11 protein-coding genes are annotated in these 13,052 nt (G+C 63.8%); 2 read left to right on the forward strand and 9 right to left on the reverse strand.

Annotated features, from left to right (window positions below; translation table 11 throughout):
- Positions 1–40: 40 nt before the first annotated feature.
- The 6 genes from BFC21_RS23005 to BFC21_RS23025 all read right to left on the reverse strand — a co-directional run bounded on the left by BFC21_RS23005 (position 41) and on the right by BFC21_RS23025 (position 7,640).
- The gene (locus BFC21_RS23005) at positions 41–1,339 is read right to left on the reverse strand and encodes a carbohydrate porin (protein ID WP_088379030.1); all 1,299 of its coding nucleotides are present in this window, start codon (positions 1,337–1,339) and stop codon (positions 41–43) included.
- A 59-nt stretch (positions 1,340–1,398) separates the two neighbouring features.
- Entirely contained in the window at positions 1,399–1,983 is a 585-nt protein-coding gene (locus BFC21_RS27340) for a hypothetical protein (RefSeq protein ID WP_162939370.1), read from the reverse strand.
- Between the two features lie 69 nt (positions 1,984–2,052).
- The gene (locus tag BFC21_RS23010) at positions 2,053–3,564 is read right to left on the reverse strand and encodes a PLP-dependent aminotransferase family protein (RefSeq protein WP_095005026.1); all 1,512 of its coding nucleotides are present in this window, start codon (positions 3,562–3,564) and stop codon (positions 2,053–2,055) included.
- A 14-nt stretch (positions 3,565–3,578) separates the two neighbouring features.
- On the reverse strand, positions 3,579–4,973 hold the full coding sequence (locus BFC21_RS23015) for an efflux transporter outer membrane subunit (protein WP_120266513.1): 1,395 nt from the start codon (positions 4,971–4,973) through the stop codon (positions 3,579–3,581).
- A gap of 2 nt (positions 4,974–4,975) precedes the next feature.
- Positions 4,976–6,565, reverse strand: a complete 1,590-nt coding sequence (locus BFC21_RS23020; RefSeq protein WP_088379033.1) for a DHA2 family efflux MFS transporter permease subunit — start codon at positions 6,563–6,565, stop codon at positions 4,976–4,978.
- Positions 6,558–7,640, reverse strand: a complete 1,083-nt coding sequence (locus BFC21_RS23025; protein WP_095005023.1) for an HlyD family secretion protein — start codon at positions 7,638–7,640, stop codon at positions 6,558–6,560. Before BFC21_RS23025 ends, BFC21_RS23020 begins: the two co-directional genes overlap by 8 nt.
- 107 nt (positions 7,641–7,747) lie before the next feature.
- Between BFC21_RS23025 and BFC21_RS23030 the strand changes: the two genes are divergently transcribed.
- Positions 7,748–8,476 carry a CerR family C-terminal domain-containing protein gene (locus tag BFC21_RS23030; protein ID WP_088379035.1) on the forward strand — a complete coding sequence of 243 codons (729 nt, stop codon included), beginning with the start codon at positions 7,748–7,750 and terminating at the stop codon, positions 8,474–8,476.
- Between the two features lie 54 nt (positions 8,477–8,530).
- Here BFC21_RS23030 and BFC21_RS23035 read toward each other — a convergent pair whose 3' ends face one another.
- From BFC21_RS23035 to tauA, 3 genes are all read right to left on the reverse strand, one after another.
- Entirely contained in the window at positions 8,531–9,400 is an 870-nt protein-coding gene (locus BFC21_RS23035; protein WP_088379036.1) for an ABC transporter permease subunit, read from the reverse strand.
- Positions 9,400–10,236 carry a taurine ABC transporter ATP-binding protein gene (locus tag BFC21_RS23040; RefSeq protein ID WP_016779573.1) on the reverse strand — a complete coding sequence of 279 codons (837 nt, stop codon included), beginning with the start codon at positions 10,234–10,236 and terminating at the stop codon, positions 9,400–9,402. The genes BFC21_RS23035 and BFC21_RS23040 overlap by 1 nt, the downstream gene beginning before the upstream one ends.
- Before the next feature lie 126 nt (positions 10,237–10,362).
- Positions 10,363–11,361 carry a taurine ABC transporter substrate-binding protein gene (gene tauA / locus BFC21_RS23045; RefSeq protein WP_095005019.1) on the reverse strand — a complete coding sequence of 333 codons (999 nt, stop codon included), beginning with the start codon at positions 11,359–11,361 and terminating at the stop codon, positions 10,363–10,365.
- A 184-nt stretch (positions 11,362–11,545) separates the two neighbouring features.
- Between tauA and BFC21_RS23050 the strand changes: the two genes are divergently transcribed.
- On the forward strand, positions 11,546–13,030 hold the full coding sequence (locus BFC21_RS23050; protein ID WP_088379038.1) for a PLP-dependent aminotransferase family protein: 1,485 nt from the start codon (positions 11,546–11,548) through the stop codon (positions 13,028–13,030).
- Positions 13,031–13,052 lie beyond the last annotated feature (22 nt).

The raw sequence follows: 13,052 nt of genomic DNA on the forward strand, positions 1-13,052 counted from the left end.
AAGGGCCAGGTGACGGTTGTAACGGCTGGGGGCTGGCGCTTTAAAACAGGAAGTTCAGCGATTCCTGCAGCAACAGGGCGTCGGAATGGATGGGCGTGAACACCGGGTTTTTGGTGTAGGTCAGGCCGCTGATCAAGTACACGCCGGGGATCAGGCGCGCGGCATATGACGCCGTCACCGCCAGGGTGTAGGGCGCGGCTTCCAGGCCGTAGCTTTTGGTCACGTCACGCAAGTCCTTGCTGTAGTAACTCTTGGTCAGGCCCACGGCGGCCATGTCGGCCGGGCGGCTGGCAAAGGGACCGACATTGAAGGCGCTGACCTGAAAGGCCTTGTTGATGGCGTTGACCGAGTCCGGCGAGTAATCGAGTTTGCTGTCCAGGTACCAGCCACGGGCATCGCCGTAGGGCTTGGTCACCTGCACGGTTTCGGCCAGGTACACGCCGTAGTTGTTGTCCGATTTCTCGCCGGTGGTGAATTCGGTGTAGTGGCTGGTGTTGTACATGGCGCCTGCGCGCAGCCACATGGCGTTGGAGTTGGCCGAGGGCGCCTGCTTGTAGCCGAACTCGTTGATCAGCATGGCCCGGGCGTCTGGCACCTTGAGGCGCAGGCCGCTGGGGTTGAGGTCGACGTCCTTCTGGATGCCTTCGGGGCTGACGCTGCGGGTCAGGGCGGTGCTGTTGTAGAAGCGCAGGGACGGGTCGCGCACGATGACGTTGACGGTGGGTGTCGGTTCGGTGGCCGACATGCCGACCTGGAACGGCACCACGCTGCTTGGGCCCAGGGCGGCGGTCGAGGCGCTGCCGCCCAGTGCCATGCCGTAGAACAGGCGCACGCCGGGGATAAAGCCGTATTCCAGTTCCAACTGATGATTGAAAAAGGACTGGTTGATGGCGAACACCGACACGGTTTTGACCCGTGGGTTGGCGGGGGTGTAGGTCGAGTCCACCCAGTTGCCCGCCAGTGTCAGTTGCGCGTCATTGGCAAAACCGATGCGGGTCAGGTCGTAGGTCAGGTACAGGTTGAGCGAGGTGTTGTAGCTGGGGTTCTGGCCGTTATACACCTGTTTTTTTGCGTTGTTGCCCAGCACGTCATAGGTGTAACCGTTGTACGAGGTGGCGGTAAAACCGATGCCATGCTCGGCCAGCTCCTTGCGCAGCCCCCACAGGTCGGGCTTGATCCGCGCGCAAATAGGCACGTTCTTGAAGGCCAGTTCGGCGCGGGTCAGCAGCTTTTCATACTGGGCACATTCGGGGGCAGCGGGCGTGTCGGCTGCCAGCGCATGCTGGGTAAAAGCGAAGGCGGCAAGGCTGACGGCTAACGGATACTTTGCGTAAAACATAGTGAGAGTTTCCCATCCTTAACGTTTTGTTTTCAGGACGACGCCAAGTGCTTTGGTGGTCAGCAGTAGTACTGCATATCCGTGACCAGCGAATGGGGCCAGCGGGGACTATCGATAGGGCCAGGGGCTGGTGGTGCAACTACCGTGTGGGAGCCGGGGTTGTGGGAGCCGGGCTTGCCCGCGATGGGGTCACTGCGGTGGGCCAGATGCACCGCGTTGCCTGCATCGCGAGCAAGCCCGCTCCCACAGGGGAATGCGGTGCCGGGGTTGTGGGAGCCGGGCTTGCCCGCGATGGGGTCACTGCGGTAGGCCAGATGCACCGCACTGCCTGCATCGCGAGCAAGCCCGCTCCCACAGTGAGAGATGGCGCAGGGGTTGTGGGAGCCGGGCTTGCCCGCGATGGGGTCACTGCGGTAGGCCAGATGCACCGCACTGCCTGCATCGCGAGCAAGCCCGCTCCCACAGTGAGAGATGGCGCCGGGGTTGTGGGAGCCGGGCTTGCCCGCGATGGGGTCACTGCGATGGGCCAGATGCAACGCACTGCCTGCATCGCGAGCAAGCCCGCTCCCACAGGGGAATGTGGCGCAGGGGTTGTGGGAGCCGGGCTTGCCCGCGATGGGGTCACTGCGGTGGGCCAGATGCACCGCGTTGCCTGCATCGCGAGCAAGCCCGCTCCCACAGGGCAATGCAGGCGCTGTTGTGGGGCAAATGGCTCAGCCGCGCACAACCGCAGGTCGTTTTGCATGGGCGTTGATCACCAGCCCCAGCTCGCGAATACCAGGGGCGATCAGTTCCTGGGCGATGGAGCCAAACCCCAGGCGCAGGCAAGGCCGGGGCAGGGTGTCGGGTTCGGCACAAAACGCACTGCTGGGGTCAAACAGCACGCCCTTGGCCAGCCCCGCGTAATACAAGCTCAGCAGGTCGTGTTGGCCCGCCAGTTGTAGCCACAGCGTGGCACCGCCGCTGGGCATGACGAAATCGGCATCCGGCAGCACTTCACGCAAGGCCGTGGCCATTGCTGCGGCCCGAAGTTGCAGCTTTTCCCGGGCCTGTTGCAGCAGCCGGTCGTAGTGCCCCTGCTGGATAAACAGCGCGGCGGTGATCTGGTTGTTGCCCGGGATCTGGCGGATCATCAGGCGTTGCAGCTGGCGCAGCTGTTCGATCACCGGCGCCGGGGCAACGATGTAGCCGATGCCCAGCCCCGGCGACAGCAACTTGGACAAGCTGCTGAGGTAGATCACCCGCTGTGCCGGATCGGTGGCCTTGAGCGCTGGCAGGGCGCGGCCGTCGTATTCGGTTTCGGGGTCGTCATCGTCTTCGAAGATCACTTGGTCGTGCAGCTGCGCATGTTCAAGCAAAGCCTGGCGCCGGCCCAGGCTCATGGTGACGCCGGTCGGGCACTGATAACCGGGGGTGCAATACAGGTAGTCGCAGGTTGCCAGGGCCGGGGATATCTGCAACCCGTGTTCGTCAACGGGCAGCGACACCATGTGCGCACCGTCGTGGGCAAAGGCATTGCGCGGGTCGCGAAAGCCCGGTTCTTCAACGCCAACCACGCTGCCGGGGCGGGCAAACAGGCGCGCCAACAAGTAAAAACTTTGCTGGCGGCCCAGGGTCAGCAGCACTTGATCGTGGGTGGCAGCAATTCCGCGGCGCGGCAACACACGGCGGATCAGTTGGTCGATCAACTGGCTGGCGCCGACGTTTTCGCCTTCCTGCCACCAGCGATCCACGGCCTTCAGTTCCAGCGCCTGGCGGCTGCACTGGCGCCACTGGGTGAGCGGGAATTGCCGGGGGTCGAACTGGCCGTAGATAAACGGGTAGCGGACTTCGCGCCAGGTGGGCGGGCGGTCCATAAACACCACCGGGTTACGCGGCAGGTGCATGCGCGAGGCCCAGTCAGGTGGTTGCGCAGGCTGCTCGGGCAGCGGTCGGGTGCCCTGGGTGGGAGTGATGGCGGCACCCACAAAAAAGCCGTCACGGGGCCGCGAATCCACATACCCTTCGGCCACCAGCCGTTCGTAGACCAGTACCGCGGTGTTGCGCGACACCCCGGTCAGCATTGCCAGATCACGGCTCGACGGCAGCCGTGTACCGCCAGGCAAGCGCCCGTCGAGCATGGCCGTGACAAATGCCGTGCATAGCTGCACTTGCAACGGCTCATCGTGCTTGCGCACTTTGGGCAGCAGTTGGCGCCACATCAAATCGTGCTGGCTGGAGCGCATGGCTTATCCGGGAGTCAGGTCGGGGAGCGCCACCCTAACCCAAGACTCTTTTGCAGGGCTATGTAGTCCTTGATCAACTGGCCGTCACTGTGAACCCGGTCCTGTTCGGCGTGGTAGCGAGTGCGTTCGGCATCCAGCCAGTCGAGCACGCTGCTGGTGCCGGCGCGGTAGCGTTGTTCGGTCAGGGCCGATGCGCGTACGGCGCTGGTTTCGACCCGGCCCAGGGTGGCCCGTCGCTCGCGTTCGTTACCGTAACGGGCCAGCGCCACATCGGCATCGCGCAGGGCGTTGAGCACGCTGGCACGGTACTTGGCCAGGGCTTCGTCGCGCCCGGCTTCGGCCTGCTCGACCTGGGCCTGTACGCGGCCAAAATCCAGCCAGTTCCATTGCAGGTACGGCACCCCCAGGGCGCTGAGGTTGTCCTTGCGCAACAGGTGGCCCGGTGCGCTGGCGCTGAAACTCAAAGAGCCGAACAGGCTGACCTTGGGGAAGGCGGCAGCCTTGTGTTCGCCAATTTGCGCCGTACTGGAGGCCAGCCGGCGCTCTGCGGCGCGGATGTCGGGGCGCTGTTGCAGCAGCTGCGCCGGGTCGCCGATATTGACGGTTGCGGGCAGTGTCGGCAGCGGCGTTTCGCGGCCTAACCGGGTGTCGAGGGCACCGGGTTCGAGGCCACTGAGTAGGGCCAGTTCGTCGAGGGATTCGACCACTTCAAGCTCCAGGGCGATGGACGCGGCGCGGGTGGTTTCGACCTGGGTGGCGATGCGTTCGCGGTCCAGTTCCGAGGCGGTACCCTGGGCCAGTCGTTGCTCGGTAAAGTCCAGCAACTGGCGTTCAAGCTGCTCGGACTGGCGGGCAATGCGCAGCCGTTGTTGCTGGTCGCGCAGGCCGATATAGGCCTGGCCCACCTCGGCGGCCAGTTGCACATGGGCGTCGGCCATGTCTGCTTGCACGGCGTCAGCTTCGGCATGGGCAGCCTCGACCGCCCGGCGGCTGGCGCCGAAAATATCCAGCTCCCAACTGGCGTCAAAACCGCTCAGGTACAGGTGGGTGGCATCGGTCTGGCTGTCTCCCGAACCGGTGTACAGCGCTGCCGCAGTGGCCGAGCTTTTGGGCAGCAGGTTGCTGCGTTTTTCTGCCAGCCCGGCGCGGGCCTGGCGCAGGCGTGCGGCCGCCGCTTGCAGGTCGGGGCTGTTGCCCAGTGCGCTGTCGATCAGTTGGTCGAGGGCCGGGTCATTGAGGGGGCGCCACCAGTCGGCAACCTGCGGGGTTTGCGCCCGGGTGCCCGCCGCCTGACGGGCAAAGGCCTGGCCTTGCAGGTGGCTGTCGGGCGCGGCGTTGTAGTCCGGGCCCAGGGTGCAGCCCACCAGCAGCAACGGACACAACAGGCTCAAGGGTTTGCAAGCGATCATGGTCAGTGTCCTGTGCTCAAGGGCGTACCGGCAGGCGGTTTTTTCAGAAAGAGGGCGAGGGGCAGGCACAGCAGCAAGGCGATGCCGAGCACATAGAAGGTTTCGCTGTAGGTCATCACTTGCGCCTGCACCTGGATCTGCCCGGCCAGTTGGCTGAGGGCCTGGAGCTGGGCATGGGCGAGGTCGCCGTGGTCGGCGAAAAAGCCCTGGGCGGACGCAGCCAGCTGACTTTGCGCCTCAACCGATTGCACGCTCACGGCGTCGCGCAGGGTGGCATCATGAAAGCTGCTGCGCCGCTCGATAAACGTGCCCAGCAGCGCCAGCCCCACCGAGCCGCCGAGGTTGCGCGCCATGTTGTAGATGCCCGCCGCCTCGCCGGCTTCGTGGGCCGGCACGCAGCTCATGGAGGCCTGGTTGAGCGGCATCATCGCCATCACCTGGCCCAGGCCCAGCAGCAACTGGGTGCGGGTGAAATTGTCGCCCACGCTGTCGGCGGTCAGCCCCATCGCCAACAGGCAACTGCTGGCCAGGCAACCGAGGCCAAGCATGACCATGATGCGGGTATCCACGCGACCGATCAGGCGCGGTAACACAGGCATCATCAAAAACGCCGGCAAACCTGACATCAGCATCACCGCGCCGGATTGCTGAGCGTTGAAACCGGCGATATTGCTCAAGAACTGCGGCAGCACGAAGGCCACGCAATACAGCCCGCAGCCCACCACAAAGACGATGGCAATCACGCTGGCAAAGCGCGGGTTGAGCAGCAGTCTGAGACGCACAATCGGTGTTTTCGACAGCGTCTGCGCCACCAGCAACAGGGCGATGCCGGCCACCGCCAGCAGGCTCAGGCCGATGATGTGCGATGACTCGAACCAGCGTTCGCGATTGCCTTCTTCCAGCACCACGGTCAGGGCGCTCAGGCCCACCGTGAGGCCAATGATCCCCAGCCAGTCGGCCTTGATAAACGCCTGCCAGTCGCCTGGGGTTTTGTTCAGGCCCTGGCCAAGCATCAACAGCAGCAGCGCACACACCGGGATATTCAGGAAGAAGCACCAGCGCCAGCTGAAGTTCTCGGTCAGGGTGCCGCCCAGCACCGGCCCCAGCAGCGGCCCCAGCAGCACAATCAAACCGAACATCGTCATGCCGATGGGCATCTGATGGCGTGGCAGCCGGGTCGCCACCAGCACTTGTGCGGTGGGGATCATGGCGCCCCCGGCAAAGCCCTGGCCGAGACGGCCGATGATCATTTGCGGCAAGGTTTCGCTGATGCCGCAGAGGATCGAAAACAGGCTGAACAGGATCGCGTTGCCGATCAAAAAATTGCGCAGGCCGAACACCCGGGTCAGCCAGGCGGTCAGCGGGATCATGACGATTTCGGCCATCAGGTAGCCGGTGGAAATCCAGGTGCCTTCGGTGCCCGATGCGCCGATCTGGCCCTGGATCTGCGGCAGGGCCGAGTTGGTAATTGAAATATCCAGTGTGGCCATCAAGGCCCCCAGGGCACCGGCGAACACCACGATCCAGTCGCTGGTGCTGGCATTGGCCCGGGGCGGCTGCAGCGCTGCGGATGCAGCGGCCGCGCTAGCCACGACGGGTGTCAACGTCGACAGTGGCCGACAGCCCCGGTAGCCACTCGATGCCGGTTTCAGGCGAGGCGTTCAGGCGAATGCGTACCGGTACCCGCTGCACGATCTTGGTGAAGTTGCCGGTGGCGTTGTTGGACGGCAGCAACGCGAATTGCGAACCGGTACCCGGGGAGAGGCTTTCGACCACGCCCTCAAACTGGACCCCCGGCCAGGCATCGATATGCACGGCAACGGCCTGCCCGGGGTGCATACGCTCGATCTGGGTTTCCTTGAAGTTGGCGGTCAGGTACACCTCGGCGAGCGGCACGATGGTCATCAGTCGCGTGCCGGGTTGCAGGTATTGGCCAACCCGCACCGAACGGCTACCGACGCGGCCGGCCAGGGTGCTGTAGACCACGGTGTCCTGTTCATCGAGCTTGCTTTGGCGGGTGCTGGCCTGGGCACTGGCCAGCTGTGCGCGGGCCTGTTCAATGGCGGCGCGTTGGGTCTGTAACTGACGTTGGGCAACGTTGAGCGCCGCCGCCTGGGCAGCCCGCTGGGCGCTGGCCTGACGCAGGGCGTTACGCAGCTCTGCCATGCGCTCCCGGGTTTCGGCCCCGCTTTTGGCCAGTGGCGCATACCGCTGGACCTGTGCGGCGGCGTATTGCTCGTTGGCGCTTTCGCCCTCCAGTTGCGCCTGCACCTGGGCAATCGAGGCCGAATGCTGGGCCAGTTCCGCCTCGCCCCGGGCGATATCGGCTTCGGCGGCGCGAATGGCTGCTTCGGATTTTTCCCGGGCCGCCTGATAGGGCCGGATATCGAGCCGCACCAGCGGCTGGCCGACGCTCACGGTCTGGTTGTCGCTGACATACACCTCGCTGACCGTACCCGAGACCTTGGCGGCGACACTCAGGCTGTCGGCCTGCAGATAGGCATCGTTGGTGCTCTCGATAAAGCGCCCTGTGCTCCACCAGTGCGCGCCCCACACAGCCGCGCCCAGCAGCGCCCCCAGGCCGAGCACGCCCAGCGCCAGGGTTTTACCAGGCTTGCGTTTGGGCCTGGCCTTGATCGATGGGTCTAGCGCCTGATGTGCGGTCATGGTGTTCTCAATTGTTAGCGGTTGTAACAATTATTACGATCGGTAAAATTATGTCAATCGATATAAATTCAGGCACACTCGCGGCTTCATCGATCAAGGAGAAGCCCATGACCACCATTCACCGGCGCCGACCTGCCAGCGAAGGCGGCTATACGTGTGGGGATGAAACCAGTGCGCGGATTATCGAAGCGGCCCTCAACCTGTTTGGCGAGCGCGGCTACGAGGGCGCCTCGACCCGCGATATTGCCGAGCTGGCAGGGGTCAATGCGCCAGCACTGAATTACTACTTCAAGAACAAGGAAGGGGTGTACAGCGCCTGCACCGAGTACATGGTGGAGCGGATCTGGGATTACCTGGCGCCGACCATCGAAGCGGCCCAGGCGCAGCTGGGCACACGACCGGACACCGAACAACTGATCGACACCTTTTGCGCCATCCAGAGCAAGATTGCCGAGTTCATGCTGGTGTCCAACCGCACCAACAGCTGGCGCAAGTTCTATGCGCGCGAACAGGCGGGGCTTGGCCCCAGCGCCGGGGAAGAAATGATCAGCCAGCGTATAGGCCAGCGCATCATCGGCGTCACCAGCGGGATTATTTCGCGGCTGATGGGCCCGGATGCCAGCGATGAAGAATGCATCCTGCGCTCCATGACCCTGACCGGGCAGTTACTGCCGTTCCACCTGACCCGCACCAGCTCGCTCAAGTCACTGGGCTGGGACGTACTGACACCCGAGCGTTACGCCATGCTGATGGGCATCGTGCGTGAGCAGACGGTGACCTTGTTGCGCGGGTTGGGTGGGAGCGGGCTTACTCGCGATGGTCTCGACGCGGTGTAGCAGGGAAACCCGCGGCGCCCGGATCGCGAGCAAGCCCGCTCCCACAACAGCCGGCTAGCCCCGGCCCTTCCACGGCACCAGTTTGCGTTCCAGCCAGCGCATGCCCAGGTCGAACAGCAGGGCCAGCGCACCGATCACCAGGATGCCCATGATCACCACGTCGGTGGCCATGAACTTGGACGCCGTGAGCACCATAAAGCCCAGCCCGGCGGTCGCCGCGACCATCTCGGCGGCCACCAGGGTGGTCCAGCCAAAGCCGATGGCGATGCGCATGCCGGTGAGGATTTCCGGCAGGGCGGCGGGCATGATCACCTGCCTGAGCACTTGCCCGCGGCTGGCGCCCATCGAATAGGCGGCGTGGATCTGTTCAATGGCCACCGACTTGACCCCGGCCCGGGCGCTGAGTGCCAGTGGTGCAAACATCGCCAGGTAAATCAGGAGGATTTTCGAGCCTTCGCCAATGCCCATCCAGATCACCACCAGCGGCAGATACGCCAGCGGCGGCAGCGGGCGGTAAAACTCCACCAGCGGGTCGAATACGCCACGGGCGACCCGGTTGACGCCCATCAGAATGCCCACCGGAATCGCCGTCACCACCGCCAGGGCAAAGGCGCCAAACACCCGCAGGGCGCTCCAGCCGATATGCGTCCACAGGCTGGAATCGGCAAATCCGTCGCGGCTCACCTCCACGATCTGCGCCCACACCGCCTGGGGTGAGGGCAAAAACAGCGGCTTGATCCAGCCGCCATTGGTGGCGAGGTACCACAGGGCAAATACGACGATGAGGGTGCCCACACTCAGGCCCATGCTGGAGCCATTGCCCGGTGCGCCATATTGCTCGCCAGGTTTTGCCGGCGCGGCGCGGCGCAGTTCGTTGAGGGTGCGCAGTACGGCGTTGCGTTGTTTTTCGTCCAAAAGGCTCATTATGCCGCCTCCTCGTCACCGTGGATGATGCTCAGGATTTGCTCGCGCAGGGCGATGAAATCGGGGCTGGATTTGACCGCGCGGGCGTCGCGGCACTTGAGGAAGCGCTGGCCGAAATCCACCGCAAATTCGTGGGTGATGCGCCCCGGGCGCGGTGACATGATGATCAGCCGGGTGGCCATGAACAGCGCCTCTTCGACATCATGGGTGATGAAGAACATCATCTTTTGCGTACGTTGCCAGATCTCCAGGATCAGTTCCTGCAGGCGCTCGCGGGTCAAGGCGTCCAGCGCGCCCAGCGGTTCGTCGAGCAGCAGCATCTTGGGGTCGTTGGTCAGGGCGCGGGCAATCCCGACGCGTTGCTGCATACCGCCCGACAGTTGGTAGGTGGCGTGATTGCGAAACTCCGCCAGCCCGGTCAACTGCAAGAAATGCAGGGCGCGTTCTTCGCGTTCGGCCTTGGGAATGCCGCGCAACTTGAGGCCGAAGGCCACGTTGTCGATCACGTTGAGCCACGGCAGCAGCGCGTGCTTCTGAAACACCACACCGCGTTCGGCACCGGGGCCAGTGACCTGGTCGCGCAGCTCGGCGCCGTCGATCCGCGCGGGTACCTGACCGTGATAATCGCCAAGGGTAATCACTCCGCTGCTGGGTTGGATAAAGCCGGCCATCAGGTTGAGCAGGGTGGTCTTGCCGCAGCCGGAAGCGCCGAGCGCGACCACGAAATCACCGGCGGCAATGTCCAGATTGACCCCGGACAAGGCCCGCACCGGCTGACCCTTTTGCTGCCCGGGATAGAGCACCGACACATCATGGATTTTAAGGCTGAGGGGCATGGCGTGTTCCTCGTCAATTAACTCGATGCCCTGTGGGAGCGGGCTTGCCCGCGATGCTGACGCCGCGCACTGTCTGGACGATCGCGTTGATAACATCGCGGGCAAGCCCGCTCCCACAGGTGAGGGTTATTGGGCGTTCTGTACAAACGTCGGGTTGATCGCCGCGCTGTAGTCAGGCAGCAATGCCGGGATTTTCTTTTGCGCTTTCAAAAATTCGGCAGTGGCGGCCAGTGCCTTGGCCGCGCCACCGCCCAGCCACGCCGGGCCGGCCTGTTCGCGGGCCAGCGGGAACTGGTACAGCGCCAGGACAGGCGGCACTTCTTCAGGTTTGGCCCCGGACTGTTTGGCCACGTTGATCACCTGCGCCGATTCGGCGGTCCAGGTGTTGGGTGCCGCGACATAACCTGCCGTGCTGTCCTGCAATACCTGAGTAAACGCCTGCATGCCGGGGCCGTTGGCGGCGGCGAACTGCTTGTCCACCACCAGCCCGTCAAAGGTGGCTTTGCCCCAATCCGTCAGTTGGCCCGAGGTCAACAACACATGGCCGCTCTGCTTGAGTCGGCCCAGGGCCGGGTCCCAGATAAACGCCGCGTCGATATCCCCGCGTTCCCAGGCCGCCGGGATATCCGAGGGTTGCAGGTTGATGACCTTGACCTTGCCGGTCAGACCGAACTGTTCAAGGGCAAACAACGCGTGAAAGTGGGTGGTGGAAACAAAGGGCACAGCGAGGGTTTTGCCGGCCAGGTCCTGTGGCGCGACGATGCCGCTGCCATTGCGCACCACCAGCGCCTCGGCGTCGGCGATGTTGTCGAGAATCCAGAACAGCTGCGCGTCCACACCGCGGCTAACGGCGGCAGCAATCGGGCTGCTGCCGGCCACGCCGATCTGCACATCGCCCGAGGCCATTGCCATCATCACGTCGCCGCCGCTGTCGAAGTTACGCCACTGGATATCCCAGCCGGTGGCTTTCTCGAACTGCTGTTTCGCGATGGCGTCCTTCCACGGCGCAAACATGCTTTGCACGCCGATGGTGACAGTCTGCGCCTGGGCGTTGGCCACCAGGGCCACGGCGGTGAGCGGCAACAAGACCGCGCGGCTGATCCATTTTTTCAGGGGCTTGAGCATGGTGAGACTCCGAGCTGGGGGGAGGTCTGTTTTTTGTCAGCCCGATCTTAGGCGCTGGCTCGGCGCTTGCTTTAGATCCAGTTGCTGCAAGCTGTGGTGCCAGGGGCCGTTGCAGGCCTTGTGGGGCAAGGGCTGCAGCGCATCGGGTGCGCCATGACGGGGCGCCGGGCGAGGAGCTTGAACCATGTTGGAGCGTTATTTTCGGCCCTTCGAAGCCGGGCGGGGTTTGCAGGAGCAACTGCGCGAGAGTTTGCTCAGTGCGATCCTCGACGGGGCCATGCCGCCCAGTGAACCGATGCCGTCCTCGCGCAAGCTGTGCGAGCTGCTCAAGGTGTCGCGCAATACCGTGGTGCTGGTGTACGAGCAGTTGGTGCAGGACGGCTACCTGATCCCGTCGGACCGGCGCGGTTACTTTATCAACGAGAAGTACCTGCGCCAGCAGCTCAATGTCAGCCTCAAGCCCGCCACGCAAAAAATCTTCGAGCGCCCCGACCATGCACCGGACTGGGAGGCACGCCTGCAAAGCAGTTCGTCGCAGCTGCGGGCCATCGTCAAGCCGCGTAACTGGCGTGAGTACCGTTACCCGTTTATCTACGGTCAGGTCGAGGCCGATGAGCAGACCGCAGCCCGCTGGCGGGACTGTTCGCGCATCGCCAGCACGGGCGCACATATGCGCAGTTGGGTCGATGACCAGGTGATGCTCGACGATCCGCTATTGATTGAACAGATCGTGCAGCGCGTGCTGCCCAAGCGCGGCATCAGCGTGTCGGCGCAGGAAGTGATGATCACCATCGGCACGCAGAATTCGCTGTATATGCTGGCCCGGCTGCTGGGCCGCCCGGGGCTGGTGATGGGGCTGGAAGAGCCGGGTTATGTGGATGCGCGCAACATCTTCGGCCTGAGCGGTTGTGAGCTCAAACCCTTGCGCATCGATCGCCAGGGGCTGGTGGTCAATGAGCAACTGGCGGACTGCGAGATGGTGTTTTGCACGCCCAGCCATCAGTCGCCCACTGGCGTGACCATGCCGCTGTACCGACGCCTGGAGTTGATGGCCAGCGCCCGTGACAAGGACTTCCTGATCATCGAAGACGACTACGAAAACGAACAGAATTTTTTGGGCAGCAACCATCCGGCACTGAAGAGTTTTGATGACAGCGGGCGGGTGATCTATCTGGGCAGCCTGACCAAAAGCCTGTTGCCGGGAGTGCGGCTGGGGTTTATTGCCGCGGACGCCGAACTGATCCATGAACTGCGGGCGTTGCGTCGTTATATCTACCGGCATCCGCCGTCGAATAACCAGCGCACCCTGGCGCTGTTTTTGTCGATGGGGCATTACGACGCCCATGCGCGGCGCTTGCGTGATCGGCTGGCGCGCAAGTGGCGGGTGATCAGCCGGGCAATGGCCGAGCATTTGCCGCAACTCAATGCCAGCGGCATGGCGGGGGGATCGTCGCTGTGGGTCAGTTGCCCGGCGGATGTGGATGCCTGGGTGTTGCAACGGCTGGTGGCCCGGCGTGGTGTGTTGATTGAGCCGGGGGATATTCATTATCTGAGCGAGCAGCGGGCGCTCAATTGCTTCCGGCTGGGGTTCGGAGCGATTGCCGAAGAGTTGATTGAACCGGGGATCATGGCGCTGGGTGAGGCGTGGCGGGAGATGCAGGCAGGATGAGGTGGGAAGGGGGAATGATATG

Origin of the sequence: Pseudomonas sp. TMW 2.1634 (assembly GCF_001703595.1) — a bacterium.
Lineage (GTDB): Bacteria > Pseudomonadota > Gammaproteobacteria > Pseudomonadales > Pseudomonadaceae > Aquipseudomonas > Aquipseudomonas fragi.